At 40.0% G+C, this 25,645-nt stretch carries 26 protein-coding genes; 15 read left to right on the top strand and 11 right to left on the bottom strand.

Annotation, left to right across the window (positions count from 1 at the left end; genetic code table 11):
- Window positions 1–13: 13 nt before the first annotated feature.
- Complete coding sequence (locus tag FTT72_RS02605; RefSeq protein ID WP_180177812.1) at window positions 14–1,654, bottom strand: acyl-CoA synthetase; 1,641 nt, start codon at window positions 1,652–1,654, stop codon at window positions 14–16.
- A 536-nt stretch (window positions 1,655–2,190) separates the two neighbouring features.
- Here FTT72_RS02605 and FTT72_RS02610 point away from each other — a divergent pair.
- From FTT72_RS02610 to infC, 4 genes are all read left to right on the top strand, one after another.
- Window positions 2,191–3,471, top strand: coding sequence for a D-arabinono-1,4-lactone oxidase (locus FTT72_RS02610; protein ID WP_180177827.1), 1,281 nt, complete (start codon window positions 2,191–2,193; stop codon window positions 3,469–3,471).
- A gap of 57 nt (window positions 3,472–3,528) precedes the next feature.
- Window positions 3,529–4,680 (top strand): alanine racemase, encoded by a 1,152-nt coding sequence (locus tag FTT72_RS02615; RefSeq protein ID WP_180159982.1) that lies wholly within the window; start codon window positions 3,529–3,531, stop codon window positions 4,678–4,680.
- A 327-nt stretch (window positions 4,681–5,007) separates the two neighbouring features.
- Window positions 5,008–6,930, top strand: a complete 1,923-nt coding sequence (thrS, locus tag FTT72_RS02620; RefSeq protein WP_180177813.1) for a threonine--tRNA ligase — start codon at window positions 5,008–5,010, stop codon at window positions 6,928–6,930.
- A gap of 5 nt (window positions 6,931–6,935) precedes the next feature.
- The gene (infC, locus tag FTT72_RS02625) at window positions 6,936–7,484 is read left to right on the top strand and encodes a translation initiation factor IF-3 (RefSeq protein ID WP_078192643.1); all 549 of its coding nucleotides are present in this window, start codon (window positions 6,936–6,938) and stop codon (window positions 7,482–7,484) included.
- 706 nt (window positions 7,485–8,190) lie between these two features.
- On the opposite strand, the gene FTT72_RS02630 is transcribed toward infC, so the two are convergent.
- Window positions 8,191–8,652 (bottom strand): Hsp20 family protein, encoded by a 462-nt coding sequence (locus tag FTT72_RS02630; protein ID WP_168378471.1) that lies wholly within the window; start codon window positions 8,650–8,652, stop codon window positions 8,191–8,193.
- A gap of 315 nt (window positions 8,653–8,967) precedes the next feature.
- On the opposite strand from FTT72_RS02630, the gene FTT72_RS02635 reads away from it, so the two are divergent.
- On the top strand, window positions 8,968–9,585 hold the full coding sequence (locus FTT72_RS02635; protein ID WP_168378472.1) for a glutathione S-transferase N-terminal domain-containing protein: 618 nt from the start codon (window positions 8,968–8,970) through the stop codon (window positions 9,583–9,585).
- Window positions 9,586–9,613: 28 nt separating this feature from the next.
- Here the strand turns inward: FTT72_RS02635 and FTT72_RS02640 are convergent, their stop codons facing one another.
- On the bottom strand, window positions 9,614–10,027 hold the full coding sequence (locus FTT72_RS02640) for an energy transducer TonB (protein ID WP_180177814.1): 414 nt from the start codon (window positions 10,025–10,027) through the stop codon (window positions 9,614–9,616).
- 181 nt (window positions 10,028–10,208) lie between these two features.
- Here FTT72_RS02640 and FTT72_RS02645 point away from each other — a divergent pair, with 181 nt between their 5' ends.
- Both FTT72_RS02645 and FTT72_RS02650 read left to right on the top strand, forming a co-directional pair.
- Window positions 10,209–10,493, top strand: coding sequence for a hypothetical protein (locus FTT72_RS02645; protein WP_078189584.1), 285 nt, complete (start codon window positions 10,209–10,211; stop codon window positions 10,491–10,493).
- Between the two features lie 12 nt (window positions 10,494–10,505).
- Window positions 10,506–10,934, top strand: a complete 429-nt coding sequence (locus tag FTT72_RS02650) for a YqaA family protein (RefSeq protein ID WP_180105447.1) — start codon at window positions 10,506–10,508, stop codon at window positions 10,932–10,934.
- Window positions 10,935–10,992: 58 nt separating this feature from the next.
- On the opposite strand, the gene FTT72_RS02655 is transcribed toward FTT72_RS02650, so the two are convergent.
- The 3 genes from FTT72_RS02655 to FTT72_RS02665 all read right to left on the bottom strand — a co-directional run bounded on the left by FTT72_RS02655 (window position 10,993) and on the right by FTT72_RS02665 (window position 14,204).
- Window positions 10,993–11,727 carry an energy transducer TonB gene (locus tag FTT72_RS02655; protein WP_180170336.1) on the bottom strand — a complete coding sequence of 245 codons (735 nt, stop codon included), beginning with the start codon at window positions 11,725–11,727 and terminating at the stop codon, window positions 10,993–10,995.
- Window positions 11,728–12,098: 371 nt separating this feature from the next.
- Window positions 12,099–12,839 (bottom strand): energy transducer TonB, encoded by a 741-nt coding sequence (locus tag FTT72_RS02660; protein WP_180005032.1) that lies wholly within the window; start codon window positions 12,837–12,839, stop codon window positions 12,099–12,101.
- A 102-nt stretch (window positions 12,840–12,941) separates the two neighbouring features.
- Complete coding sequence (locus FTT72_RS02665; RefSeq protein ID WP_180177828.1) at window positions 12,942–14,204, bottom strand: MFS transporter; 1,263 nt, start codon at window positions 14,202–14,204, stop codon at window positions 12,942–12,944.
- 223 nt (window positions 14,205–14,427) lie between these two features.
- Here FTT72_RS02665 and rpmI point away from each other — a divergent pair, with 223 nt between their 5' ends.
- Window positions 14,428–14,622, top strand: coding sequence for a 50S ribosomal protein L35 (gene rpmI, locus FTT72_RS02670; RefSeq protein ID WP_065994397.1), 195 nt, complete (start codon window positions 14,428–14,430; stop codon window positions 14,620–14,622).
- A gap of 11 nt (window positions 14,623–14,633) precedes the next feature.
- Window positions 14,634–14,993: a 50S ribosomal protein L20 gene (rplT, locus tag FTT72_RS02675; RefSeq protein ID WP_004647525.1), complete on the top strand. Its 360-nt coding sequence runs from the start codon at window positions 14,634–14,636 to the stop codon at window positions 14,991–14,993.
- A 68-nt stretch (window positions 14,994–15,061) separates the two neighbouring features.
- On the opposite strand, the gene FTT72_RS02680 is transcribed toward rplT, so the two are convergent.
- Window positions 15,062–16,036, bottom strand: a complete 975-nt coding sequence (locus FTT72_RS02680) for a hypothetical protein (protein ID WP_180177815.1) — start codon at window positions 16,034–16,036, stop codon at window positions 15,062–15,064.
- A 251-nt stretch (window positions 16,037–16,287) separates the two neighbouring features.
- Between FTT72_RS02680 and FTT72_RS02685 the strand changes: the two genes are divergently transcribed.
- The 3 genes from FTT72_RS02685 to FTT72_RS02695 all read left to right on the top strand — a co-directional run bounded on the left by FTT72_RS02685 (window position 16,288) and on the right by FTT72_RS02695 (window position 17,613).
- Window positions 16,288–16,668 (top strand): hypothetical protein, encoded by a 381-nt coding sequence (locus FTT72_RS02685; protein WP_180020967.1) that lies wholly within the window; start codon window positions 16,288–16,290, stop codon window positions 16,666–16,668.
- Between the two features lie 70 nt (window positions 16,669–16,738).
- A complete protein-coding gene (locus FTT72_RS02690) occupies window positions 16,739–17,290 on the top strand; it encodes an adenylate kinase (protein ID WP_180020965.1) in 552 nt (183 codons plus the stop codon).
- 110 nt (window positions 17,291–17,400) lie between these two features.
- Entirely contained in the window at window positions 17,401–17,613 is a 213-nt protein-coding gene (locus tag FTT72_RS02695) for a hypothetical protein (RefSeq protein WP_111884721.1), read from the top strand.
- Window positions 17,614–17,698: 85 nt separating this feature from the next.
- Here the strand turns inward: FTT72_RS02695 and FTT72_RS02700 are convergent, their stop codons facing one another.
- Window positions 17,699–18,727, bottom strand: coding sequence for a hypothetical protein (locus FTT72_RS02700; RefSeq protein ID WP_180177816.1), 1,029 nt, complete (start codon window positions 18,725–18,727; stop codon window positions 17,699–17,701).
- A 159-nt stretch (window positions 18,728–18,886) separates the two neighbouring features.
- Between FTT72_RS02700 and pheS the strand changes: the two genes are divergently transcribed.
- The 3 genes from pheS (at window position 18,887) to FTT72_RS02715 (ending at window position 22,672) form a co-directional block, all read left to right on the top strand.
- The gene (gene pheS / locus FTT72_RS02705; protein WP_078192633.1) at window positions 18,887–19,867 is read left to right on the top strand and encodes a phenylalanine--tRNA ligase subunit alpha; all 981 of its coding nucleotides are present in this window, start codon (window positions 18,887–18,889) and stop codon (window positions 19,865–19,867) included.
- Between the two features lie 115 nt (window positions 19,868–19,982).
- Window positions 19,983–22,379 carry a phenylalanine--tRNA ligase subunit beta gene (gene pheT, locus FTT72_RS02710; protein ID WP_373686884.1) on the top strand — a complete coding sequence of 799 codons (2,397 nt, stop codon included), beginning with the start codon at window positions 19,983–19,985 and terminating at the stop codon, window positions 22,377–22,379.
- Complete coding sequence (locus FTT72_RS02715) at window positions 22,376–22,672, top strand: integration host factor subunit alpha (RefSeq protein WP_004649746.1); 297 nt, start codon at window positions 22,376–22,378, stop codon at window positions 22,670–22,672. The genes pheT and FTT72_RS02715 overlap by 4 nt, the downstream gene beginning before the upstream one ends.
- Window positions 22,673–23,009: 337 nt before the next feature.
- Here the strand turns inward: FTT72_RS02715 and FTT72_RS02720 are convergent, their stop codons facing one another.
- From FTT72_RS02720 to trxA, 3 genes are all read right to left on the bottom strand, one after another.
- Window positions 23,010–23,255 (bottom strand): hypothetical protein, encoded by a 246-nt coding sequence (locus FTT72_RS02720; protein ID WP_078192631.1) that lies wholly within the window; start codon window positions 23,253–23,255, stop codon window positions 23,010–23,012.
- Between the two features lie 412 nt (window positions 23,256–23,667).
- Window positions 23,668–24,936: a transcription termination factor Rho gene (gene rho, locus FTT72_RS02725; RefSeq protein ID WP_067731074.1), complete on the bottom strand. Its 1,269-nt coding sequence runs from the start codon at window positions 24,934–24,936 to the stop codon at window positions 23,668–23,670.
- A gap of 322 nt (window positions 24,937–25,258) precedes the next feature.
- Window positions 25,259–25,585: a thioredoxin gene (gene trxA, locus FTT72_RS02730; RefSeq protein ID WP_078192629.1), complete on the bottom strand. Its 327-nt coding sequence runs from the start codon at window positions 25,583–25,585 to the stop codon at window positions 25,259–25,261.
- Window positions 25,586–25,645 lie beyond the last annotated feature (60 nt).

Below are 25,645 nucleotides of genomic sequence, written 5' to 3' on the forward strand. Positions count from 1 at the left end.
TTGAGTTTTAACATTAACCAAATTCACCAACAGCGCGCTCTTTAGCCCATTCACGGAGAACGAACTTCTGAAGTTTACCTGTCGAGGTTTTTGGAATTTCGGTAATCACTACATCTTTAGGTACTTTGAAACGTGCAAGGTGCTGCTTACAGAATTCGATCAGTTCTTCAGGCGTTGCTTCTTTACCTGCTTTTAATTCAATAAAGGCACAAGGCACTTCTTGCCAACGAGGGTCAGGTTTTGCAACCACTGCAGCGGTCAGTACAGCAGGGTGTTGATATAGAATTTCTTCTACTTCGAGCGATGAAATGTTTTCACCCCCTGAAATGATCACATCTTTAGAGCGGTCAGTAATTTTGGCATAACCGTCAGGTTGGCAGACGGCTAAGTCGCCGGTATGGAACCAGCCACCGGCAAAGGCTTCAGCCGTTGCTTCTGGGTTTTTCAAATAACCTTTCATTACGATGTTGCCACGGAACATGATTTCACCCATGGTCTCGCCATCATGCGGAACAGGTAACATGGTTTCAGGATCAATGACTTTCATGCCATCTTGAAGCGGGTATGGCACACCTTGGCGAGAATGCAACTGTGCTTGTTCTTGAATGGAAAGATCAGACCAACCTGCTTGCGATGCGCAAAGTGCCGATGGACCATATGTTTCAGTCAAACCATAGACATGTGTGACATTAATACCAATATTACGCATCCCTTCAATAATCGCAGCAGGTGGCGCTGCACCAGCAACCATCACTTCAACGCGATGGTCAAATTGCGCTTTTTTCTCTTCAGGCGTATTGATCATCATTGAAAGTACGATTGGCGCACCGCAGAAATAATCTACTTTGTGCTCTGCGATCAGTTTGAAAATCAGTTCAGGGTCGATTTTACGTAGACAAATATTGGTTCCGCCATTGGCTGCCATCGTCCATGCAAAGCACCAGCCATTACAGTGGAATAGAGGAAGCGTCCACAGATACGTTGCACGTGGCGTCATGCCGCAAGCAATGATGTTACTCGCTGCATTGATATATGCGCCGCGGTGATGATACACCACGCCTTTTGGATTCCCTGTGGTACCCGAGGTATAGCTTAAACTAATGGCATCCCATTCATCTTGAGGTAAGTGCCATTCAAAGTTGGCATCACCTTGCGCCAACCAGTCTTCAAATTCGATTTGTCCAATCGGTTGTGCTGTACCTTCAAATTCAGCATCTGCCACATCAATGACATAAATGTCTTGATCGATTAAAGCTAAAGCTTCTGTGGCTACTTGAGTGAATTCAGGGTCAACCAGCAGGACTTTGGTTTCCGCATGTTCCAACATGAAGGCAATGGTTTTCGCATCAAGACGTGTATTTAGCGTATTCAGTACAGCACCGGCCATTGGTACGGCAAAGTGTGCTTCAACCATAGCAGGAACATTCGGTAATAACACAGACACAGTGTCGTTTTTGCCAATGCCTAATTGTTGCAACTGATGTGCAAATTGACGACAGCGGTTATACGTTTGGCGCCATGAAATATGACGATTGCCATGGATAATGGCATCCTGATCAGGATAAATATAGGCTGCTCGCTCTAAATAACGTAGAGGCGAAAGTGCCACAAAATTTGCCGGGGTCCGTGGCAATTCATCGTATGCGCTAACCATCGTGGTACTCCAAGTCCATGTATATTTGTTTTAAATCTGACTTAACAATAATTCAGTCCATAGGGTCTCTGCATTTATGCTTTAGTCGAGTATTTATACTAATTTTTTAAGTGATTGAAAATGAATAAAATAAAATACAATTCAGTGGCGAAAATGAACCCTGTAGTTCTCAAAATTGATTTTTTAGAATAAATAATTTAGCTGAAAAATAGACAATAATTGTTGGTTTTTTATGCTGATTTTGCAGATATTTCCGTGTGTGATCCTCTTTATTGATAATGTTTGAATGATGCTGATCGAATAATCTAGAGCGCCTTGAATAGTCTTTGTGGCTATATAGATGAATTATTTTCTCTTTAATTGATCGTGGCTTATTTGCTGTTTTATAACAATAAACTTAAATTTGAGAAGATACAGAACTTCGTATAATCTAAGTAAAAAATCAAGATGGCTTGTGCATCAACATTGCAAAAGCGGAAATCAAAAATAAAACAATACGGCTGAATACAATAAAAAGTATGGCGATAAGGATGAATATGACAATTCAACACGACATTGTATGGGAAAATTGGTCAGGTGCTCAGAAGTCGATCCCGAAGTCATTTACACAACCGAAAAATCTTGAGCAGTTAATGGAGGTGGTTCAATCCCAACCTAAGATTCGTATGGTTGGCGCAGGGCACTCTTTTAGCCCTTTGGCAAAAACCACAGATACCTTAGTAAGTTTAGATCATCTCAAAGGTATTCTAGATATCGATGCTGAACGCTGCCAAAGTACCGTCCAAGCTGGCACACGATTATTTGATTTGGGCGAGAAGCTCGCGTCTTTTGATCAGGCACTGATCAATCAAGGAGATATTGATCGTCAAAGTTTGGCTGGAGCTATCGCAACAGGGACACATGGCACAGGACTCGAATTGCCGTGTTTATCGGCACTGGTTAAGGGGTTTGAGTTATTAACCGCGCAGGGCGAGTTACTACAATGCAGTGCTGAACAGAACAGCGAAATTTTCCAAGCAGGGCGTGTTTCACTCGGGAGTTTAGGCGTGCTGACGCATGTACAGCTGCAAAATCGACCGATGTATAAACTCAAAGAACAGACGCGATTATGTCCACTGAACGATGTCATGCAGAATATGCAGCAATGGCAATATGAACATCGACATATTGAGTTCTGGGCATTTAGTCATGCCGATCAGGTTATTTTAAAAACCTTAGATGAGACGGAAGATAACCTTCAACCGCGGAAAGAACAGTGCTTAGATGACGACGTATTACTCAAATTTTGTGCAGAATTGACGCGATTATTTCCACCACTGAATCCATGGCTACAAAAATTATTAGGTGTTTTTGTCAAACCTTCGATGAACGTAGACTGGTCAAGTCGAATTTTTCCTTCTGCTCGAAATACCAAATTTAATGAGATGGAATACCAGATTCCGCTGCAACACGGGATGAATTGTTTAGAAGAAATTTTGCATACCCTTCGACGACATAAGGTTCCGATGTTTTTTCCGCTAGAATATCGACTTGTACGTGGAGATGATATTTGGCTCAGTCCGTTTTATCAGCAAGATTCGGCCTCAATTTCGGTGCATCAGTTCTATAAGCAAGATTATCAAGTCATCTTTAAGCTCGTGGAGCCGATTTTTTTAAAATATGGCGGGCGTCCGCATTGGGGGAAATTGCATAGCCTAAATGCGCGGCAGCTTCAAAATGTGTACCCCAAGTGGCAAGATTTTTTGAATATTCGACAAGAATTAGATCCGAAGCAAAAGTGGCTCAGTCCAGAGCTACAGCAGTTACTGATTGAATAAGCATCGTGGAACGTTAAACGTTGAAGACCAATTGAACGATATGAAAAAGGGGATGGCATGGATGCATATTTTCAAAAGTTGAATTCGCTGTTAAAACAAAATGGTACGGGGATGCCCCAGTTAATCGTGGATGTTGATGCATTAAATCACAACTTGGGGGTCACTCAGCAGCAAATGCCAGAGCGTCTGCATCCGCGCTTGGTGGTGAAATCCTTGGCGTGCATGGCTCTGCTTCAACACTGTGCTACACAGCTCAAGACACAGCGTTTCATGCTATTTCATTTTGCACATCTGAAAACACTTTTCGAGTCGATGCCACAAGCCGATGTGTTGTTTGGAAAACCGATGCCAATTCAGGCCTTGAAGCATGCAGACAAGGCAGTTTTGCAGGCCACGCAATCGCAAGTGCAATGGCTGATTGATAGTGAACAGCGTTTAGCCCAATACCTCAAATTTGCTGAGCAGCATCAACTGTGTCTACGCATCAATATTGAAATCGATGTGGGTTTACACCGCGGTGGTCTGAAAACGATCGATGAGCTAAAGGCTATTTTGGATGTAATCGTTCAACATCCTCAACATTTAAAATTTTCAGGATTGATGGGCTATGACGCACATGTGGCGAAGATTCCACGACTGATTCAATCTGCTGAACAGACTTATCAACAATCCCAGAAAAGTTATCAACAATTCAAAGCTTATGTACAACAGCGCTATCCAACTTTATGTGATGAACACACCTGTTGGAATGGTGGTGGTAGTCCTAGTTTTAGTTTTCATTATCAGCAGAGCGTCTGTAACGAAGTCTCGTTTGGCTCGATGTTATTAAAACCCGCAGATTTTGAACTGAAAAATTTACAAGCTTTCCAAAGTGCCTTGTGGCTCGCCACACCAGTGTTAAAAGTGTTGCCGCGGACTGAATTACCACAGTTAGAATGGCTCAGTCGTTGGGCAAAATCTCAGGCTGTGTTTATTTATGGAGGCTATTGGCGAGGGGACTATGTTTATCCTCAAGGCAGTCAGCCCCATGCATTATATGGTCGAAGTAGTAATCAGGAACTTGTGCAAATTCCGCAGACAAGTAGCATAGACATAGATGATTATATTTTTTTACGCCCTGCGCAAAGTGAAATGATCATCCCTCAATTTGCACAGCTTTGGTTGTATCAATCAGATCAATTGATCGCCTTAGAGACATTCAGAGAATAAAAAAGCGTCCTTACGTTCTTTGGTTCAATTGTTTCGCAATTTTTTTTTACGTGCGTAACATCAGTTATGAATGAGAACGTGATTATTATGTTGACAGCATAAAGCGCATTTCAGTTGAAATCTGCTTGAATTATCAGGAGTCTTGTAAAAGGAGGCAGAAAAATCAACTTCCATGGGATTAGAGGTTTATTAAAGTTGGCAGGGCGTGTAAAATTTAGGTCGAATTTTATTTATCCACCGTTTTTATCTTTTGGGGGGTCTCCCTCGATCATAATCTCGCGGTGACATGCTCCATTGTACGGGGCATCACTCCTTAAGGATTTTTATATGCCAATTATCACTTTGCCAAATGGCGATCAAAAAGAATTTGATCATGCCGTGTCTGTGATGGAAGTTGCTCAAAGCATCGGTCCTGGTCTAGCAAAAAATACAGTTGCGGGTCGTGTAAACGATCGTTTAGTTGATGCGTGTGATTTAATTACAGAAGATGCAAGCCTACAAATTATCACGCCTAAAGATGAAGATGGTATTCACATCATTCGTCACTCTTGTGCGCACTTGGTGGGTCATGCCGTTAAGCAATTGTTCCCAGAAGCAAAGATGGTCATTGGTCCTGTCATTGAAGAAGGTTTCTACTATGACATCTGGATGCCACGTCCGTTTACTTTAGACGACATGGCAGTAATCGAAGAGCGCATGAAAAAGCTCATCGACCAAGACTATGATGTCATCAAAAAAATGACTCCACGTGATGAAGTGATCAAAGAGTTCACTGCACGCGGCGAAGAATACAAACTGCGTCTGATCGAAGACATGCCTGAAGAAACTGAAATGGGCTTGTATTACCATCAAGACTACTTGGATATGTGTCGTGGTCCGCACGTTCCAAATACTAAATTCTTAAAATCGTTCAAGTTGACTAAAATCTCTGGTGCTTACTGGCGCGGTGATGCGAAAAACGAACAGCTGCAACGTATTTACGGTACAGCTTGGGCTGACAAAAAACAGTTAGCTGCCTACATTAAACGTATTGAAGAAGCTGAAAAACGCGATCACCGTAAAATTGGTAAAGCGTTAGACTTGTTCCATATGCAAGAAGAAGCACCAGGTATGGTGTTCTGGCATCCGAACGGCTGGACTATTTATCAAGTGCTTGAACAATACATGCGTAAAGTTCAACAAGCTAATGGTTACCAAGAAATTCGTACACCGCAAGTGGTTGATTTCACGCTTTGGGAAAAATCAGGGCACGCAGCTAACTATGCTGAAAACATGTTTACGACTCACTCAGAGAACCGTAATTATGCAGTAAAACCAATGAACTGCCCATGTCACGTGCAAGTCTTCAACCAAGGTTTAAAATCTTACCGTGACCTGCCAATCCGTTTAGCTGAGTTTGGTTCATGTCACCGTAACGAACCATCGGGTTCATTACACGGCATTATGCGTGTACGTGGCTTTACACAAGATGATGCGCATATCTTCTGTACGAAAGAACAAATCGGTAGTGAAGTTGCAGACTTCATTAAATTGACTTTAGATGTATATAAAGACTTCGGCTTTGAAGAAGTACAAATGAAGTTGTCGACACGTCCAGAAAAACGTGTAGGTGATGACAAACTTTGGGACATGGCAGAAAAATCTTTAGCAGATGCTTTAGATGCTGCAGGCCTAGAGTGGGAACTTCAACCGGGTGAAGGTGCATTCTACGGTCCGAAAATTGAATTCTCATTGAAAGACTGCTTAGGTCGTGTATGGCAGTGCGGTACAATTCAATGTGACTTTAACTTACCAGAACGTTTAGATGCGTCTTATGTGACTGAAGATAACGACCGTGATCAGCCTGTAATGTTGCACCGTGCAATTCTTGGCAGTTTCGAGCGTTTTATTGGTATACTTATTGAACACTATGCTGGTTTCATGCCACCTTGGTTGTCTCCAATTCAAGCATGTGTGATGAACATTACCGATTCACAAGCTGAAGCATGTGAGTCAGTCGTCGCTAAACTTAAAGAAAGCGGTATCCGCGCGATTTCAGACTTGAGAAATGAGAAAATCGGCTTTAAGATTCGTGAACGTACTTTAGAGCGTATTCCTTACTTATTGGTTCTTGGAGACCGTGAAGTTGAGGAAGGTACTGTAAACGTCCGTACTCGCTCTGGAAAAAATTTGGGTACTATGTCAATTGATGCATTCGTTGACCTAGTAAAAGCAGCCGTAGCCGAACGCGGCCGGTACATTGTGGAGTAAAAGCGATTAAACAGCCTGACCGTAATCAACAGGGCGGAAAATCAAACCGTCCTGCCTTGAATGATGAAATTCGTGCAAAAGAAGTCCGTCTAGTAGACGAAAATGGCGAGCAAAAAGGGATTGTATCTCTTGCTGACGCTTTGCGTGCTGCAGAAGCAGTAGATCTTGACCTTGTTGAGATTGTTGCTAATGCTGAGCCACCAGTCTGCAAAATCATGGATTTTAACAAGCATTTGTTTGATCTAAAACAAAAGCAAAAAGAAGCGAAGAAAAAACAACATCAAGTACAGGTGAAAGAAATCAAGCTACGCCCTGGTACTGATGTTGGTGACTACAACGTTAAACTACGTGCCATTATCAAGTTCCTTGAAGAAGGCAATAAGGTAAAAATCACGCTTCGTTTCCGTGGTCGTGAAATGGCACACCAACAGTTAGGTTTGGCTCAATTGCAAAAAATTGAAGCTGACGTGGTTGACTATGGTGTTGTTGAACAAACACCAAAAATGGAAGGCCGTCAAATGGGTATGCTGCTTGGTCCTAAAAAGAAAAAGTAAGTATCCATTAAAAAAGCACTGCATTTGCAGTGCTTTTTTTTGCCTATATTTTGGTTTTTTAATCTCAATGATGTTCAAGGGCACCAATAATTTTTGCTGCGTATTGATTGGAAAATAGAGCAAAATTCATGAATGCGAACTTATGTCTGAGGGTATTAAGTAAGTTTCTTTAAGAAAGACAAATTTGATTATATTTTAATTGATATTCAATCGTTGTTTCGATTCAGACGTTTTGAAATGCTTTAATTTAGTTTTAATGTAGGTATAAAGTGAGCAAAGCTTTTTATTGAGCTAACTATGTGAGATCTATTTACATAAAACAGGCTGTGAAATAGGAATTTTCAGTACCCTCCAATAGAGTTTCATCTTGGTAATATTAGGTCGTATATTCCATGTCATAAAAGCAATCAGAACAAAGTACATTTCATATAAATAGATAGTAATACAGAGTAGGATTATTTTTTGCAAGATACGCCAAAAATGAAAAAGAGTGGATGAACAGCTTGTAAGCCAGACCCACCAAAGATTCATTAAAAACACCTATAGGGAGTATTTAGTTTGGAATAGAAAATCAGAACATAAAATTTGCAATCGAGACACTATATTCTTGAGATGGCATGATTTTTTATTCTTGTTTGTCATGTTTTGAATCTAACTAATTTTCTTAATATAAAAAAGACCCCGAAGGGTCTTTTTAGATGAGGGCTTATTCAGCGCTATTTTCTTGGACAGGACTTTCTATCAATGCCTTTTTGCCAATTGGAATTTGGCGTGGTAGTTTTTCTTCAGGAATAATACGCTGTAAGTCCACTGTCAATAAACCATTTTCATATAGGGCTTGTTGCACTTCTATATGTTCATCTAAGCGTAAAGACAGTTTAAATGTACGACGAGCAATGCCTTTATGCAGGAATTCCACAGTTGTATCTTGCGCTTCAGTTGGTTTACCTGAAATGCTTAGCACTTGATTTTCTAAGTTTAGCGAAAGTTCATCTTCTGTAAAACCTGCGGTTGCCACCACAATGCGATAGCTATTTTCAGCCGTTTTTTCAATATTGTATGGCGGGTAATTTGGTGTGTCGCTTTGCATGGCATAATCAAATAAATCGTTGAAACGATCAAAACCAATGCTACGACGGAAAAGTGGGTTAAGATTTAAACTACTCATAATTAGAACTCTCTTTAATAAGCAAAGTTGTAACAATAAGAAATGTTCAGTGATGCTAGGCATCCACTGTTCACTAACAAGATCGTTTGATCCTTGTACATGTATCAATATCGGTCTGTGCTGATTTTTTTCAAGGGATTTTTATAAAAAAATTATATTTTTTGAATTTTTGTACCTTAAGTGATTTTAAAAGCAAAGTGATAATTCACATTTTAACGTTACTTTTCAGAAAAACTGACAAGCTTTCACTGGATTAAACATGTTATACATAAAGCAAAATGAGATTGCCTTACTGAAAATTAAAAAGGAATATAGATGATTGATCTCTACTATTGGGGTACACCCAATGGACATAAAATTACCATCGCTTTAGAAGAAATGGGTTTGGAATACCAAATTTTTCCGATTAATATCTTGGAAAATGATCAATTTCAGCCAGACTTTTTGAGAATTTCTCCGAACAATAAAATCCCTGCAATCGTGGATCAGAATGGCCCACGAGGAGAGTCAATTTCAGTTTTTGAGTCTGGTGCGATTCTGCAATATCTTGGACGTAAAACAGGTTTGTTTTATCCAGAAGATGAGTTTGAGCGCGTTGAAGTTGAACAATGGTTGATGTGGCAAATGGGTGGTTTTGGGCCCATGTTAGGACAAAATCATCATTTTAGTCGTTTTGCACCTGAACGTATTCCGTATGCAACTGAACGTTATGTAAATGAATCTAAACGCTTATATAAAGTTTTGAACCATCAGTTGATTGGTCAAAAATTTGTGGCTGGAGAGTATTCGATTGCAGATATGGCTATTCTGCCTTGGGCACTGCGTCATGAATGGCAGCAAATTCAGCTGGAAGATTATCCATACGTGAAAGACTATATCGATCGACTGACGGCCCGTCCAGCGGTACAAAAAGCCTTAGCAATACACGTTTAAAAAAAGAGCATGGAAACATGCTCTTTTTTTACGAAATAAATAGAAGCTTTTTCCACCAAGGTCTTTGGTTTTCTTTCAGGGGCTTGAGTGAGAAGGGCTGTAAGGCAACAAAGGGGGAGGCTACACCATTTTCGATATAAGGTTTGAACTTGGCACGTAAAAGTGACTGCTCAACCCGCTTATCAATGTGTGTAAGTCGAGAGCTTTTGATTAATTCAGCTTTTTGAACTTCGCCGGTGGCTAAAACATACAATTTAAAACTAAGGTCACGATTTTGATTGCCCAGATCGTCATTGTTGAAGTTAAAGATAGGTCGCTTTTGCCAAATCATTTGATCTTGTGTAATCACGTGTTGTTTGGCAACTTCAGAAGGACTTTGTGCATATAAAGCGGTCAAAATTTGTAATAACACGATAAAACTTAAGCAAAGAATTTTTTTCATAAAGTGAGTTAAAATTATTCAATATTTGCGTGGCAGATTAGAAGTCTCATGTATAAAAGTAAAGTGCGGAAAGACTCACCTTAAGATTTTAGATAGGACGGAAGAAAATTCTAACGCTGTGTTAGAATGCGGCGCTGCCGAAAAGAACACGTTGTTGACGGCTTAGTTGGACGATTTTGCGATGAAAGACTTTTTCTTAAATTTTACCCGTATTGTTGAAAATAACCCAAGAATCTATTGGAGTATTATTTTTGGTATTGCAGGCTGTTTAGTGCTATTTGTCGCGGAAATTGTGCATGTGCAAAATATTCTTGCAGATTTACATACCAAGGATCAAAACTTGATGCGGGCTGCGATTGAACCGATTTCTTCACAATATAAATGGTCGAGAATCGTTGTGATTATTGCCGCAGTGCTTTGGTCAAATTTTGAATATTTGAAGTCGAAGAAAAAATTAGGTCTCTAAGCATTCGTTTCGATGTGGTCATTTTTAGTTTTATTCTTCGCGGCATTTGGGGCTGCGACCTTACTTCCTTTACAGTCCGAGGCCGTATTGCTCGGCTTGTTGAGCTATGGTCAACATAATCCATGGCTGCTGATTGTGGTGGCCAGTATCGGGAATGTTCTCGGTTCCTGTGTGAATTGGTGGCTCGGTTTAAAAGTAGAACATTATAAAAATAAAACATGGTTTCCCGTGTCAGAGCTGAAAATGCAGCAGGCACAGGGTATTTATCACAAATATGGTTATTGGTCTTTGCTACTGAGTTGGCTGCCGATTATTGGAGACCCTATTACTTTAATTGCGGGTTTAATGAAAGAAAACTTCTGGCGCTTTGTGTTCATGGTGACCGTAGCGAAAACCGGGCGTTATCTCTGTATTTATCTTATATTTTTAGGTTTCTTCTGAGATAAAAAAACAGGGCATTGAAAGATTCAATCCCTGTTTGAAATGTTGCATCTATTATTTATTTACAGCCGTTCACTTTAAACTGAATTTCATCTTTAAAGTTCGACTTTTTGTAGACCCATAGGGTGCTCGCAGTACGTTTAACCGAGATTTGACTATTTCTCAATGCTTCAACGACTTTCTGATCGAGTGCATAAATGCCAGAGCCTTGCTTGATCTTGACCCTTTTCACTTGTCCGTGTTTATCCACTTTAAAGTTAAATTTGACTTTACGATCATGCTGTTTCAACTCATGACTAGTGAGATCTAATTTTGGTTGAGATACATATTGGAATGGCGTTTTCTTATCTGCACTTTGTGCATTCCAAACTTTTGAATCAAAGTTGAAATCACATTCAGGCGTATTGCCTTTAACTCTCAAATTAAACGCTTGATAGCCAATAATGGCTTTGGCTTCACCATTTTCTAAATGTGGTTTGACTTTAGCTTTTTTGACAGCAGAAATTAAGATTCGGTCGAGTTGATCGACACCTGTACTTTCTTCAACACTTGCATCGGTAATTGTACCTTTTGCATTCGCTGTGACACGAATAATGGCTGCGCGATCACGTTGCTTGAGGTCTTCATTGGCATATACTGGTTTTGGAAAAACCGACCAATTTAAACGCGTGGTTAAATGCGCAGGAGCAACTTCAATATTCTGTGCCGGAAGTTGATGGGTTTTGGTTGAAGCACTAAACGCTGTAGAAAATGGAGCGCAGGCCAAAAGGGTTAAGCACAGATATTGTTTCATAAGTCTATTCTTGCATCACGTCGTAGAGTGATATTGAGTCGATATTGCTGCGCAGTATTTCCTGTATTGAAAATACTGGCAAGGTGTAAATGAAAAATATTCTCTTATTTTTTCGACTGGTGAGTAATGTCCACGCCAAATAAATCACGTGTTTTCGCCCAACTGATTGCTACTACAGCCATTGTCATACAGCCACCACATAGGAAGATTGGTCTTTGCCGATGAGCTGGATGCTCATGATTCGCGATCCCATGAGGTTTATAGCAGGCATAGTAAATGAAAAAAATGGCGACTTTTATTCATGGTCACTCTAGCAAATGCAGGTAGATATATTTTTATCAAGCTACATTTTATAGGCTAATTTTAATGATTTAATTATTTTCACAATCACTGCTATCGAGACGAATTTGATCTGTAGCTGTCATTTTAAAAAATGGAAACCATGATTTTTTAGATTGAACTGCTGTATGGGAAATGACTTGTTTGATTTGTTCATCGATATATTGATTACCTGAACTTTCTATCAGTGTAATGTCTGGAGTGGTTACTGTATTTTTTTTCATTGTGAATGTTATGGAGATAGACGGACTAGTTTTAGTGAACAGACTTCGATCTAAATAGATAGATTGCAAAGTTCGTTGATATTTAAATGCGGTTTTTGCGCCTTTGTCTTGAGCTTCATAAACATTTGAATGAAGTTCTATTTTGCATTGAGGTGAAATACGACTTGGGGAATCAGTATTTTCTTCAATAGTTTCTAGTTTAATAGGTAGGTCAGCAACAAATGAAGTGGCTTGACCATGCTCTATATAAGGCTTAAATCTTGCATATCTTAAGGATACGCTGATTTTTCGATCCAAAGCATCTAAGCCTGTACTTTTGAGAGTTTCGACTTGAGTCACTTTACCAGTCTCATTTACATATAAACGTACAAGAAATTCACGAGACTTACCTTTTAGATCATTTGCATTAAAGTCAATTCTTGGTGTTCTAAGCCAACTAACATCACTAGATTTTAATTTAACTTCTTTGGGCATGGTGTTTAGGTTAGTATCAGCATAGGAATAACCACATAAAATACTGCTCAGTAAAATCAATGTTTTAATTTTCATAAAATAAATCTTAAATTATTAAAATAAAGGAGAAAAATAGAGTGTAAATCATCCATAAAAAAAGGGCAAAATGAATATTTGCCCTTAATATGATCGGTAAATTTATTTTTTTAAATTTTCATTACTTTGGGTGATATCTACTTTAAATAAATCATGTGTTTTTGCCCAGCTGATTGCAACAACAGCCATGGTCATACAACCACCAAAAAGTGTCGCCATGATCGTGCCCATGTATTTTGCTGCAAGTCCCGATTCAAAAGCTCCAAGTTCATTACTGCTAGAAACAAACATGCCATTCACCGCAGCAACACGACCCCGCATATTTTCAGGTGGATAAAGTTGCAAAATGGTCTGACGAACCACCACAGACACGCTGTCACATGCCCCAGTCATTGCCAGTGCAAAGAGTGATAACCAAAGATTGCTTGAAAATGCGAATAAAATGGTAAATACACCAAAACCCGCTACAGCCAATAACATATTACGCCATGCATGATGAGTTGGAGGGAATTTGGTCAATGCAATCATGGTGATCAGGGCGCCAATAGACGGTGCTGCCCGTAAGTAGCCTAAACCTTCAGGCCCCACTTTTAAAATATCTTCGGCAAAAATCGGTAAGAGGGCAATCACGCCACCAAAAAGCACAGAAACTAAATCGAGTGAAATCGCCCAAAGGACAATTTTGGTTTTCCAGATAAAACGAAAACCTTCACTTAAACTATCTTTTAAATTGTCAGATTCAATTTTAGGAAAACTGCGTTTATTGAGTAGGTAAATGAGAACGAAGCAGACCGTTAGTAGCGCCGCAACACTGAGTAAGCTGGTTTCACGGCCTAAAAATGCCAACATAAAACCGCCAAGCATTGGCCCAATAATCACCCCACTTTGCCAACCAATCGTTGTCCATGTTGCACCATTGGCATAGAGCTCCCGCGGGATTAAAAAAGGTTTAAGCGACGTTGCCGAGGGATTATAGAAACCTCGGATCGTTCCAAGCCCAAAAATGACCGCATAAATACCCCAAGACAGTTGGGTGACATCAATTTGGCCGAGACCGTATTGGTGAAATAACCCCCAAAGAATCAGTGGCATCGGTACAGAAAAAAACAGACAAATTTTCATAATGGTCTGTTTATTGAAACGATCTGCAAAGTATCCTCCCCACAAAGAGAGAGCAATAAAAGGAATTGCTTCGGCTAAACCAATTAAGCCCAGTGTTAGCGGGTCTTTAGTGATTTGATACAGTGAGTAAGCAACAATAATTTCTTGAATCAAAATGGCTAAGGTCAGACAAAATTGATTAAGCGTAACAATCGAGAAATCCCGATAACGTAGGGCTGCAAAAGCATCCTGTGCAGGTTTCATAATGGACAGTAATAGTTGGCGTGCCGACATTATATAAGCCTTATTGGGCATCGCTTATAAAATCATCGGAAAATCTATATCAGAAAATTAATTAAGTTCGATATTCGGTAGAAAGATTCGCTTTTGTTTTGAGCAAAGATGCTTTAGAATACTCGCTCCCTTACCTGCAGGGCGTCTTTGCAATGGTGCAGACGTGCCGAACAGGTGTTCAAAAGAGGTTCTTATGCCTAAGATGAAAACTCGCCGTGGTGCAGCTAAACGCTTCAAGCCAACTGCAAACGGTTTTAAGCGTCACCAAGCGTTCAAACGACACATTTTGACCAAAAAATCTGCTAAGCGTATCCGTCAATTACGCGGCTGTGTAATGGTTCACGTAAGTGACGTTGCTTCAGTTCGCCGTATGTGCCCATACATCTAAGGAGATTATAAATGGCTCGTGTTAAACGTGGTGTACAGGCTCATCGCCGTCATAAAAAAATTCTTGCTCGTGCTAAAGGTTACTACGGCGCTCGTTCACGCGTATATCGCGTAGCGTTCCAAGCAGTAATCAAAGCAGGTCAATATGCTTACCGTGACCGTCGTCAAAAGAAACGTCAATTCCGTGCTCTATGGATTGCGCGTATCAATGCTGGTGCTCGTCAAAATGGTTTGTCGTACAGCCGTATGATCGCTGGCTTGAAAAAAGCTCAAGTGATTATCGACCGTCGCGTACTTGCTGACATCGCTATGCATGACGCAGTTGCGTTTGCTGCTTTAGCTTCTAAAGCTAAAGATGCATTAGCTGCATAAGTCTTTATGACTTAAAAAAAGACCGCTTTTAGCGGTCTTTTTTTTATGGACGAATTTGATTAGACATCTTATTTTTTCGACCATATGGCTAAAAACACAATGATGCCAATTGTGATTGCGGCAAATTTTATAAACTCAAATTGTTTAAAAAGTAAATAAAAGCCATAAAGTAAAGCGAATAGCATGGCAAAAATTAAAACTAAAGAAAAAAATGCAACCCATGGTTTTTCAGGCTCTTTATCTGTTGAAGTGTTGGTGGCGGAAAGAGCTTGATCAGATGTTGCCTTGAAATAATTAACTTTGGGGTATTTTTTCTGTAGTTGTTTGAGTAAAGCTTTCTCTTCATCATTGACTAAATTTTCGTGCTTGAAATGATTGGCTGTATAGCACGTGACATCTACATGGTGTTCTGACAGTTTGTACTCATAATCCAATAGTTGTGCATATTCTTCGGTTGTAAATAAATGGATCGGTGAACTTTCGTTTTTTACATGTTTTAAATTTTTGATAGCAGCTTCGATTGAATTGAGCATTTTAAGCAGACTTAATCCAACTTGAGGTGAAGCTTGATGATTCTCCAAAAGAAGAGGGAGTGAATCATCCTGAAGGTCATAATAATACAAATTATGGATCAGTTTAAATTGAGGCTGAGTGTGGGTAGAAAACGGATGTTCAAATAAATCCAGTTGAATGCTATTTACTAAACTGCTCCAACTCGATTTTTTATCAAAGCAAAAGCATTCGTTCCGCTGTTGTTGATTGAGCTCAATCAATGTAAACAGCCCGAATGCGTCATGAAATTGTGTGGAACTTGCACCCCAAAACTCCCGAGGATCACCAATAGGGCTGATATCTAAAATTTTCGTTTCAGATTGGATTTGAACCAGTGCAAAGGCTTGATTTAAATTGTTGTGGAAAACAGCAAGAGGGTAGTTGGTTTTTACAAAGTCAAAATGAGGATGTTGATTAAGTTTTGCATGCTCAAAAAGAAGATCAAATGGATAAAGTGAGCATGTTCTAATCCGCTTTTCAGCCATATACATGATCAAATGATCAACTGAGTCATGTAGTAATGCATTGGTTTTAAAATCGCGAATCAAGAAAATGTCGCAAGCTTGGCCGCACCATGGGTGCAAAATCTCGTCATAGTAAATTTTCTGGTTAAAAAAGCGTTGAGCGTTATATTGCAAACCAAGAATAAATTGCTCGTAATGATCTAGCATAATGAATCATTTTTTTATTTTTCAATTGTAAGTTATCTTAGCTTGAATTTGATTCAAAAGGTAACGGCCTGGTGCGCAAACAGTATCACTTCCGCCAAGTAGGTGATGATACGTATATTTGGGATGTACATCGTTTAGTAAAACTCAGTCAAAATTTTAAGATTCAGCAAATCCCTGTAAATGACATTCAAGAGTTAAATGAAGCATATTGGTTTCCAAAATCTGTACCGACCACACAGCAAATTATTGAACATCTGCAATTGGTAAATGATGCAGACTTAAGTTATCCCATTATTTTATGTGCCAGTGGTCGAGTGATGGATGGGATGCATCGAGTCGCGAAAGCCTGCATTTCTAATCAGTCAGATATATTAGCCGTTCAATTTGAACAAACCCCAAAGCCTGATTTTATCAATATCGATGCAGATCTTTTGGATTATCGTAAAGAATAAAAGTTAACCTACAGATCCAATGCTGTTATCTTGGAGTAGATTCACCAGACTCAAGTAGATCATCATGACAATGAAAAGAATAAACGTAGTCGGTACATCAGCCACTGGAAAATCAACCTTTTCCAGAGCTTTGGCGGAAAAATTAAGGTTACATTATATTGAACTGGATAACCTATTTTGGCTGGATGATTGGCAGGAGTGTCCTGACGAAATCTTTTTTGCACGTATCGAAGCTGAAATTGCCAAAGCAAAAAATGGTTATGTTATTGATGGCAACTATACTCGGGCGATTCCGGTGAAATGGTCGGAAATAGATACGGTGATATGGTTAGACCTTCCGTTTCCAGTCAATTTATACCGCTCTGTAAAGCGCGCATTTTCTCGGGCTAAGTCCAAACAAGATCTTTGGCCAGATTCAAATAATCAGGAAAGTTTATGGCGGATGTTTGGTCGAGATTCCATTGTCTGGTGGATGATTAAGACCCATAAAAAGAATCGTGAAAAATATCTACAGATGATGAATGCACCTGAATATCAACATATTCAATGGATTCGTTTAAAGTCTGCAAATGCAGTTGATGCATTTTTAGAACAATTGGACTCTTATGTTTTTGATGTTTAAGTTTTGATGTTTTATCAATAAAAAGTGCAGTTAAGTTACAGAAATAATCTTTATACCGCGCTTTGCGACATGCCTAATGTATGGATAGAAAAGAACAAAAGGAAAATAAAATGTTGGCTGAAATAGTTGGTATGGGTCAAGGTAGCATTACTGTAGAGCTCGAAATGATTCCCCGCAAAGGTGAGGCAGTCAAAATCATGTATGGTGCAGACGCAGAGCTTGAGGGGGAAGTAGTCTCTGTCAGTCATTATATTAATCAACATGCCGATCAGCATCGCGTTCGATTAGAAATTCGTCCGTTTAATTATTTAACGACCTCATAATTTTGAGGTCTTTCATACATAAGCATGTTCATAAAAAAAGCCCTTCTATGAGAAGGGCTTTTTAGTGTTGATCACATTTATACAGTTAAAGTCCGAAGTAATAAGCCAATAAGCAAATCACTACCGTAATAATAAGTAAGGTAATCACTCCACCTGCACCGGGTTTATGGGTTAGATTTGGCGTGTGTGCATGCTGAAGATTTGATTTTCTTTGCTCAGTTTTAAAACCATCCAGAGGAGAGCTTTCAACAACAGGAGTTAAGCGTGCAGTTTTATAGTGATTGGCGACTTTCACAATAAATTTTGCCGTTAAATCTTCAGTTTTTTGAGCAAAATGTCGCAAATTTAACTGTTCTTCAGGTGTATAGATGCTGCCATCTGCGTGATAGGGATGCTGAATTTTAGACTGAATATGGCGGTTTAATGCTTCTAGGCAATGTAAGCTGTCATGTGCGAAATCCGCTTGTGCATCCGTTGGCAAGAGTGCAAGTTTTGCGGATTCATTCGATTCGCTGCTTAGATCAGGCTGCGTACCATAATAAGGTGTGCCTAACACCTCCGGCTCAATAAAACCTTCCGCCGGTTTTTGCAAAAATAATTCTGCTTCAGTGAAGTTATGAATATCATCCCATTTGGGTAACTGCATATCCGCTTCAATGCGTTTAATGAGTTTATGGTTCAGCTCATAGCGCCAAAAAGTTTCGCGACGTATTTGTAGTTGTTGGGATATAGGTGCTTCATAGTCATTTTCTGCGTTATACCACTCGGCAAGTTCTTTACCAAAAATCCATGCCTGCTTTTTATTTTGTTCGTGGCTCACAATAAAATGGGCAAAGGGAAGAAGTTCAACGTTAGCATTCGGATTTTGTTCATCATTTAGCAAGCTAGAGCTATGTAAACTTAAGCGTTGTACCCCGTGTTTTTTTAAGCCTTCTAGCCAAATTTGGAAATGTTGAGCCAATAAATGCTGTGATAGCAAATCACGAAAATGGAAACTGTGCTGATCAAAAATGTGGTGATTCAACCAACGTTGAAAACTCAAACCTTGGTTGAGAAATTCATTGCCATAAGTGACGAGTGTGAGCTGTTGTTTCCAGATTGGATCGAGTGCCATAAAGATTGGATCCCATTGATATTGTGTTTATCTTATACTTTTTTTAAAACTTGATGCTAATGCAATTTTAACTTGTGAATGCGCTTCATCATAACGGCTAAAAACTGTTAGAATAAGGGGTTTATATTATTTTTTTAAATTGTTGCTTTGAGAGTTACTATGTCACTGGAAGCCCTGACCACTGAAGCGCTCGCTGCGATTGCAGCAGCAGAGGACCTTGCTACACTCGACCAAGTGCGAGTGCAATTTACAGGGAAGAAAAGCCAGCTCGCGGAACAATCGAAGTCGCTCGGTAAAATGGACCCAGAAGAACGTAAAGTTTTTGGTGCTCAAATTCATGCCGTTCGTGAATCGATTACTGGCGCACTGACTGCTCGTCAAGCTGAATTACAAAAAGCTGCATTAGAACAAAAGCTTGCTAGCGAAACGATTGATATTACTTTACCCGGCCGTGGTCAAACGGTGGGTAGTATTCACCCTGTGACCCAAGTTCAAGAACGTATTTGCCAATTTTTTACCAAAGCTGGCTTTACTGTTGCGACTGGTCCAGAAGTTGAAGATGATTATCACAACTTTGAAGCATTGAACATTCCGGGTCATCATCCTGCACGTGCGATGCACGACACTTTCTATTTTGATGCGAATCATTTACTTCGTACGCATACCTCAGGCGTGCAAATTCGTACGATGGAAAATCAGCAGCCTCCAATCCGTATTGTGTGTCCTGGTCGTGTTTATCGCTGTGACTCGGACCAAACGCATTCGCCAATGTTCCATCAAATCGAAGGTTTGTATGTGGCTGAAAACACCAGCTTTGCAGAACTAAAAGGTTTGTTGGTTAACTTGTTAAATGAATTCTTTGAAAAAGATTTGAAAGTACGTTTCCGTCCATCTTATTTCCCATTTACAGAGCCAAGTGCGGAAGTGGATATCATGGATGAACGTGGTAAATGGTTGGAAGTTTTGGGCTGCGGTATGGTGCATCCAAACGTTTTACAAGCCGCTGGCATCGACCCAGAAAAATACAAAGGCTTTGCCTTCGGTTTAGGTGTAGAGCGTTTTGCCATGTTGCGTTACGGCATTAATGACCTGCGTATGTTCTACCAAAATGATGTGCGTTTCTTACGCCAATTTGCTTAAACAGTTTTATACCTCTCCCTAACCTCTCCTAAAAGGAGAGGGGGTGTCCATCATGACTTAGGGTTCGTCCTCTTTCTTTAAAGGGGCGCTAGAGGGGATTAAGAATTTAGAATTAATAGGTTTTTATACAATGAAAATTAGCGAAAATTGGTTGCGTACATGGGTTAACCCAGCCATTGATAGCGATACACTTTCTGACCAACTGACCATGTTAGGTTTAGAAGTTGATGATTTATCTCCTGCTGCAAAACCATTTACTGGTGTAGTAGTCGGTGAAGTTTTAACAGTGGTTCAACATCCCGATGCTGACCGTTTACGTGTCACTACTGTAAACATCGGTTCAGGCGAGCCGTTACAAATCGTTTGTGGAGCTCCAAACGTACGTGTAGGCATGAAAGCTCCTGTAGCAACCATTGGTGCAGTACTTCCGGGCGATTTCAAAATCAAAAAAGGCAAGCTTCGCGGTGTTGAATCACAAGGCATGCTCTGCGGTGCGTCTGAAATTGATCTTGAAGACAAAATCGACGGTCTATTAGAGCTTCCTGCGGATGCACCTGTGGGCACCAATATCCGTGAATATTTAAGTCTTGATGACCATGTGATTGATATCAGCATCACGCCAAACCGTGGTGACTGTTTCAGTATTCGTGGTATTGCACGTGAAATTGGTGTGATTAACCAACTCCCTGTGACTGCACCAGTGATTACAGAAGTTGCTGCAACCATTAGCGATGAAAAAAATGTCGTTGTTAGTACGGATGGTTGCCCACGCTATTTAGGCCGTGTGATCAAAAACGTAAATACCAAAGCACCAACTCCTGAGTGGATGGAACGTGCATTGGCTCGTGCGGGCATCCGTCAGCACAGTATTTTGGTCGATATTACCAACTACGTTTTAATGGAATTGGGTCAACCTTTACATGCATTCGATGGCGGTAAAGTTGAAGGTTCAGTTCGTGTACGCCAAGCAACAGCAGCAGAAAAATTAACGTTGTTGAATGAACAAGAAGTTGAATTACCTGAAAACGTGATGGTGATTGCGGATGATCAAAAAGCTTTGGCGATTGCAGGAATCATGGGTGGCCTAAGTTCAGCGGTTTCTGATGATACCACTGAAATTTTCCTTGAGTCGGCGTTCTTTGATCAACTCTATATCGCAGGTCGTGCACGTAGTTTTGGTTTGCATACTGATGCATCTCAGCGTTATGAACGCGGTGTAGACTTTGAATTGCCGATGACGGCAATGCACCGTGCTTCTCAGCTTATCGCTGATTTAGCTGGTGGTGAGTTTGGTCCAATTACTGTTGCTGAAAAAGTTGAATTATTACCAAAACGTGAAGCCATTGAACTGAACCAAGCGCAAGTCGATCAACTCCTCGGTTATAAAGTTGAATCTGCATTTATTACCGATGCTTTAACGCGTTTGGGTTGCAATGTCACTGTGAAAGCAGAAGGTGAGTGGACAGTTGTACCGCCATCACACCGTTTTGACATGGCGATTTATCAAGACCTCATCGAAGAAGTGGCACGTATTCACGGTTACGACAATATTCAAATTAGCTTGCCGGTGATTGATGTCAAACTGGCGAAATACCAAGACCAATTTGAATTGGTTCAGTTACGTCAAACTGCAGTGGCTTTGGGTTATCAAGAAGCAATTAGCTTTAGCTTTGCAGATGCGAAACTAGAGAAACAATTGAATCCACAGGTTCAACCACTAGCGCTTGCAAACCCGATTTCAAGCGATCTTGCAGTGATGCGTTCAACCTTATTATCAAGTTTGATCCCATGTGTGCAATACAACGTGAACCGTCAGCAAAACCGTGTGCGTTTCTATGAGCTTGGTCTACGTTTTGATTATCAAGGTGCGAACAGCATTCATGATCTCAAACAGATCCCAACCTTTGCACTAGTTGCAACAGGTTCGCGTACGACTGAATCTTGGCATGGTAAAGCACAGCCTATGGATTTCTTTGACTTTAAAGGCGATGTAGAGGAGATTTTAAATTCTGCACGTTTAAATGTTGAATATGTACGTTCAGAGCGTACGTGGTTACATCCGGGTCAATCTGCTGAAATCTTAGTCAATGGTCAATCAATTGGTTACTTCGGTCGTTTACACCCATCTTTAGAAGATGAGTTGGATTTGGCGACTACTTGGGTAGCTGAATTGGATCAATCGGCTGTTTTGCAAACTTATGTATCTAATTTTACAGAATTATCACGTTTTCCGTCGGTTCGACGTGATATTGCGCTTTTAATTAGTGATAAGATTAATGTTAGTGAAATTCAGCAACTTATCGAAAAAACAGGCGGTGAGCTTTTAGACGCAGTTTGGTTATTCGATGTGTACACTGGTCAAGGTGTCGAAGAAGGCAAGCGCTCATTGGCATTTGCAATTCAATGGCAACATCCAACACGTACATTAGAAGATGCTGAAATCAAAACCGGTATGGATAACATACTTCAGGTGTTGGAAAACACTTACCAGGCGACATTGAGGGCTTCATGACAGCATTAACAAAAGCAGAAATGGCTGATCATTTAAGTGAGCTCACGAGTTTAAACCGTCGTGAAGCAAAACAAATGGTCGAGTTATTCTTCGATGAGATTAGCCAAGCGCTAATCTCTGGGGAACAAGTTAAACTCTCTGGTTTCGGTAACTTCGAGTTGCGTGATAAACGTCAACGCCCAGGCCGTAACCCGAAAACGGGTGAAGAAATTCCGATTTCTGCCCGTCGTGTAGTGACCTTCCGTGCGGGACAAAAATTCCGTCAACGTGTTGGAAATGAGCAGATCGATTGATCTGCTTTTTTTTGCCTTTGATTTAGGAGGTGCAGTGTTCATCATCTATCGCACAAGTCATGTTGAAGAATATTCGTTTTAAAGTGAGATGATATATTTGAGTTGAGTTGAGTTGAGTTGAGTTGAGTTGAGTTGAGTTGAGTTGAGTTGAGTTGAGTTGAGTTGTCGTAGAGGTTGATTATGGCTTTCTTTTAGCAAAATCGTCAGTTTTTATTTTTCAATAAGCATGGGCTTAGTATTTTGAATTTTAGCTCTTTTTATGAACTAGGGTTTAAAGTTTGAGGCAATAAAAAAGAGAGCCATAGGGCTCTCTTTTTGTGCTGAATAATCGGTTAGATTATTGAGCTTCAGAAGCAGCAGCAGTAGCTTCAGATGCAGCAGCAGTAGCTTCAGAAGCAGCAGCAGTAGCTTCAGATGCAGCAGCAGAAGCTTCAACAGCAGCAGCGTCAGACGCAGCAACTACTTCAGAAGCAGCAGCTTCAGATGCAGCAGCAGGAGCAGCTTCTTCAGTTTTTTTAGCACAACCAACGAAAGCTAAAGTAGTAGCAACTGCAGCAGCAATAGCGATTTTTTTGAATAACATGGCATCACTCTCTAAAATATGAGATTAAAAAATAACCTGCGTTAGTCTGTTGTGTGCTTTTATTATGCCTAATTTGAATAGGTATTAAAAATGCATAGAGCAGTCTAACTGGTCTGCGTGTATGCTATCACTGAGTATTTTGAAATGCTACTAGTGACTTTGAAAAAACCGTTAAAAATAGGTGAAAAACGGCCATTTTTTAACAGAAAATAACAATTAAGAGAAAGTTTTATATTGGCGAAATAGCAAATAAACTACTAAAAAGAATAGGGTTTTTTAACATATATTTTTTATAATCATAAACTTGAAAATAAGTTTACATGGAGATCTATCAAATGTTTCTTTGTGTAACCAAAGTCAACCAAATAAAAAGGCCATCGTTATAGATGGCCTTTTCAGTCAAACATTCAACTTAGTTGGATGCTTTACGTTTCATTTGATCGAAGAAATCATCATTGGTTTTGGTTTCTTTCATGCGATCAAGCAAGAATTCCATCGCTGCAAGTTCGTCTTGTGTATGAAGCAATTTACGTAAAATCCAAACTTTACGTAGGTTATCTTCAGACATCAAACGCTCTTCACGACGTGTACCTGATTTTTTGATGTTCATCGCAGGGAACACGCGTTTTTCAGCAATACGACGGTCTAGGGTAATTTCTTGGTTACCTGTACCTTTGAATTCTTCGTAGATCACTTCATCCATCTTACTGCCAGTTTCAATCAACGCAGTTGAGATAATTGTCAGTGAACCACCTTCTTCGATATTACGTGCTGCACCGAAGAAACGTTTTGGACGTTCTAAAGCATGGGCATCCACACCACCAGTAAGAACTTTACCAGATGACGGAATCACGGTGTTGTAAGCACGGGCTAAACGAGTAATTGAGTCAAGCAAAATCACTACATCTTTTTTGTGTTCTACAAGACGTTTCGCTTTTTCAATCACCATCTCTGCAACTTGTACGTGACGAGCTGGTGATTCATCGAATGTTGAAGCAACCACTTCACCACGAACAGTACGTTCCATTTCTGTTACTTCTTCAGGACGTTCGTCAATCAGAAGGACAATCAAGAAACATTCAGGATTGTTACGAACAATCGACTGAGCGATGTTTTGTAACAACATGGTTTTACCCGCTTTTGGCGGTGCAACGATAATTGAACGTTGACCTTTACCAATCGGAGCAACCAAGTCAACGACACGCGCAGTTAAGTCTTCTGTTGTACCATTACCTAATTCCATTACCAATTGTTCGGTTGGAAATAAAGGTGTTAAGTTTTCGAAAAGAATCTTATTACGTGAGTTTTCGGGTGTGTCGTAGTTAATTTGATTAACTTTTAATAATGCAAAGTAACGTTCGCCTTCTTTAGGTGGACGAATCGTACCTGTAATAGTGTCACCAGTACGAAGGTTGAAGCGACGGATTTGTGATGGGCTCACATAGATATCGTCAGGGCCGGCTAGGTAAGAACCCGCTGCAGAGCGTAAGAAACCAAAGCCGTCCGACAGAATTTCTAGAACGCCATCACCAAAAATCTCTTCGCCGTTCATTGCGTGGCGCTTTAAGATGGCAAAAATAATATCTTGCTTACGGTTACGAGCCATTCCTTCGAGGCCCATAAACTCGGCAATCTTGATGAGTTCGCCAATCGGTTTTTTCTTGAGTTCGGTTAAGTTCATAGGTGGTCAGATAGAATCTAAAATTCTGAGGTACAGGTTGGAAAAGGGAGCAACAAATGTGCCGCGATCATGCAAGAAACGATAGCAATTGGTTTGCACAAAACAATTCAGAGATCTGATTCGTTATATGAAGAGAGATGTGAAAAACAATTCTGTTGCCGAGCGGCATTTTATGTGTTGTGTTGTAAGAAAATGACAGGATTTGAGATCCTTAATTTCTTGAGTAAACAATATAAGAGAGAACACAGCATTTGTCAATTTATCAACCAAAAAAATACGCTGTGTAAAACAGCGTATTTTCGAGTGTTTTTATCGAAAAATATTAGATGTTTTCTTCGATGAAAGCAGTCAATTTAGATTTTGGTGCAGCACCGACTTGAGTTGCTACAACTTCGCCGTTTTTAAACATTAATAATGCAGGAATGTTACGGATGTTGTAGTTCACTGCAGTTTGTTCGCAAGAAGTTACGTCTACTTTAACGATTTTAACTTTGCCTTCAAACTCAGTTGAAAGTACTTCAAGTACAGGTGCAATGGCTTTACAAGGAGCACACCAACCTGCCCAGAAATCTACAAGTACAGGAGTATCAGACTCTAGTACATCGGCTTGGAAGTTTTCATCAGTTGTATTTACGATATTGCCAGACATGGATTTTGCTCCGGAATTAATTTTTAAGTTGACTCTATGTTTATAAGTATTACATAGCCA

The organism is Acinetobacter sp. YH01005 (assembly GCF_013420465.1).
GTDB classification, from domain to species: Bacteria; Pseudomonadota; Gammaproteobacteria; order Pseudomonadales; family Moraxellaceae; genus Acinetobacter; species Acinetobacter amyesii.

Coding starts and splice junctions, on each gene's coding strand:
- FTT72_RS02605 (WP_180177812.1), bottom strand. CDS start 1,654: ATGGTTAGCGCATACGATGAATTGCCACGGACCCCGGCAAATTTTGTG.
- rplT (WP_004647525.1), top strand. CDS start 14,634: ATGGCTCGTGTTAAACGTGGTGTACAGGCTCATCGCCGTCATAAAAAA.
- rho (WP_067731074.1), bottom strand. CDS start 24,936: ATGAACTTAACCGAACTCAAGAAAAAACCGATTGGCGAACTCATCAAG.
- rpmI (WP_065994397.1), top strand. CDS start 14,428: ATGCCTAAGATGAAAACTCGCCGTGGTGCAGCTAAACGCTTCAAGCCA.
- FTT72_RS02695 (WP_111884721.1), top strand. CDS start 17,401: ATGTTGGCTGAAATAGTTGGTATGGGTCAAGGTAGCATTACTGTAGAG.
- FTT72_RS02635 (WP_168378472.1), top strand. CDS start 8,968: ATGATTGATCTCTACTATTGGGGTACACCCAATGGACATAAAATTACC.
- FTT72_RS02660 (WP_180005032.1), bottom strand. CDS start 12,839: ATGAAAATTAAAACATTGATTTTACTGAGCAGTATTTTATGTGGTTAT.
- FTT72_RS02655 (WP_180170336.1), bottom strand. CDS start 11,727: ATGAAACAATATCTGTGCTTAACCCTTTTGGCCTGCGCTCCATTTTCT.
- FTT72_RS02665 (WP_180177828.1), bottom strand. CDS start 14,204: ATGAAACCTGCACAGGATGCTTTTGCAGCCCTACGTTATCGGGATTTC.
- FTT72_RS02640 (WP_180177814.1), bottom strand. CDS start 10,027: ATGAAAAAAATTCTTTGCTTAAGTTTTATCGTGTTATTACAAATTTTG.
- FTT72_RS02645 (WP_078189584.1), top strand. CDS start 10,209: ATGAAAGACTTTTTCTTAAATTTTACCCGTATTGTTGAAAATAACCCA.
- FTT72_RS02700 (WP_180177816.1), bottom strand. CDS start 18,727: ATGGCACTCGATCCAATCTGGAAACAACAGCTCACACTCGTCACTTAT.
- FTT72_RS02715 (WP_004649746.1), top strand. CDS start 22,376: ATGACAGCATTAACAAAAGCAGAAATGGCTGATCATTTAAGTGAGCTC.
- FTT72_RS02615 (WP_180159982.1), top strand. CDS start 3,529: ATGGATGCATATTTTCAAAAGTTGAATTCGCTGTTAAAACAAAATGGT.
- FTT72_RS02690 (WP_180020965.1), top strand. CDS start 16,739: ATGAAAAGAATAAACGTAGTCGGTACATCAGCCACTGGAAAATCAACC.
- FTT72_RS02720 (WP_078192631.1), bottom strand. CDS start 23,255: ATGTTATTCAAAAAAATCGCTATTGCTGCTGCAGTTGCTACTACTTTA.
- FTT72_RS02650 (WP_180105447.1), top strand. CDS start 10,506: ATGTGGTCATTTTTAGTTTTATTCTTCGCGGCATTTGGGGCTGCGACC.
- thrS (WP_180177813.1), top strand. CDS start 5,008: ATGCCAATTATCACTTTGCCAAATGGCGATCAAAAAGAATTTGATCAT.
- FTT72_RS02680 (WP_180177815.1), bottom strand. CDS start 16,036: ATGTATATGGCTGAAAAGCGGATTAGAACATGCTCACTTTATCCATTT.
- pheS (WP_078192633.1), top strand. CDS start 18,887: ATGTCACTGGAAGCCCTGACCACTGAAGCGCTCGCTGCGATTGCAGCA.
- FTT72_RS02630 (WP_168378471.1), bottom strand. CDS start 8,652: ATGAGTAGTTTAAATCTTAACCCACTTTTCCGTCGTAGCATTGGTTTT.
- FTT72_RS02610 (WP_180177827.1), top strand. CDS start 2,191: ATGACAATTCAACACGACATTGTATGGGAAAATTGGTCAGGTGCTCAG.
- trxA (WP_078192629.1), bottom strand. CDS start 25,585: ATGTCTGGCAATATCGTAAATACAACTGATGAAAACTTCCAAGCCGAT.